2 protein-coding genes are annotated in these 1,191 nt (G+C 48.1%); both read right to left on the bottom strand.

The window, feature by feature from the left end; translation table 11 throughout:
* Nucleotides 1-103 precede the first annotated feature (103 nt).
* Nucleotides 104-622, bottom strand: coding sequence for a hypothetical protein (locus tag ADIMK_RS17730; protein WP_156042991.1), 519 nt, complete (start codon nt 620-622; stop codon nt 104-106).
* 97 nt (nt 623-719) lie between these two features.
* Nucleotides 720-1,136, bottom strand: coding sequence for a hypothetical protein (locus tag ADIMK_RS17725; protein ID WP_036190974.1), 417 nt, complete (start codon nt 1,134-1,136; stop codon nt 720-722).
* Nucleotides 1,137-1,191: the final 55 nt, after the last annotated feature.

Below are 1,191 nucleotides of genomic sequence, written 5' to 3'. Positions count from 1 at the left end.
AGATTGGATTTCATAACGCCGCACACAGGGGACGGCAAAAAAGCGCAGCGTTTTGACGGTCCCAGCGACCAACGGGAGCGACTGCTGTGCCTTGTTAGCGAGTTTAGTTACCAAAGAATTCTCCCCACGCCTTTTTTAGCTGTGCATCTTGCTCAATGCCTCTAAGCTGAAATTGCAGGATCCAAAATGGCCCCCCAGAGCGGTAGCACTTGATGACATAGTAAGTATTGTCCCCTGCTGAAGAGAATTCACCATAACCACCAAGCTGGCTGGCAGCCTCAGGGGTTGGCTGGTGCGATGGGTATTTGGCTTTAGCCAGCTTGGCCACATCAGCCTTGGCTTCTTCGCAGGCTTGCAGGCTTTGCTGAACCACCTCTGCCGTAACTATTGATACCGCGTTGGTTGAATTCAGATAAGTAACCGAGAACTCTTGAAAGTACTTCTGAGTAGGGCCGTAGTTTGGAACTCGGAACTGAGTTGCAGGTCGATTTGTATCTTTCCCAGACAGCGTATCAGGATGGTCAAATTGCTGACCGATAGTCACATCTAGAAATGAGGGGTAGTTGTTTGCGGATGCTGCAGTACTCAATACAGCTAGCATAAGAAACTGGAAATATTTCATGAAGTACATTCTCTTTTCTCGCTAACGCCGCCAGCACGCGCGGCTTTGTAGTGAAGGCGAAGCCGCAACGAAAAGGCCGTCGCTGTGCCTGGCTTTGTTAGATTCCAACGTATGATCCCAGCGCTGGCATGACCGGTATCAGCAATGGAGACACTGCGATAATGCAGAGAAGCACATAGCCAATGAGAAAAACCGGGTAGCCGAGGATCATCGCTTTGACGCTCAGAAACTCCTTGCTTAAACCGTTCAGAACAATTCGTGCATTCTGGTCGAGCTTCGCAGCCTTTCGCAAGCGAATGATCTCCGCGGGGAAAATGTGACTCCCCTTGTATCGGATGAATGCTACGACAATAAGTGAAAACCACGCGTTCAGCACCGGAGTTTTCGTACCGAGACAAGTAAGCGCAAGAGTAAATGATACAAGCCCAAAGCCCATATTTAAAAAATCAGCCCATTTCTTGAACTGCTCACGTAACTCGTTTATGTATTCATCATTTATCGTGATTCCACTCATACCTGCTACTCTTTAATACTGGAAAGTTATTAGATCTAACGCTTTTGTTCAGCGG

The sequence above is a fragment of the Marinobacterium lacunae genome (assembly GCF_000705555.1).
Taxonomy (GTDB): domain Bacteria; phylum Pseudomonadota; class Gammaproteobacteria; order Pseudomonadales; family Balneatricaceae; genus Marinobacterium_D; species Marinobacterium_D lacunae.
Note: the sequence above shows the minus strand (reverse complement) of the source record. Positions and strands in the feature narration are given on the sequence as shown.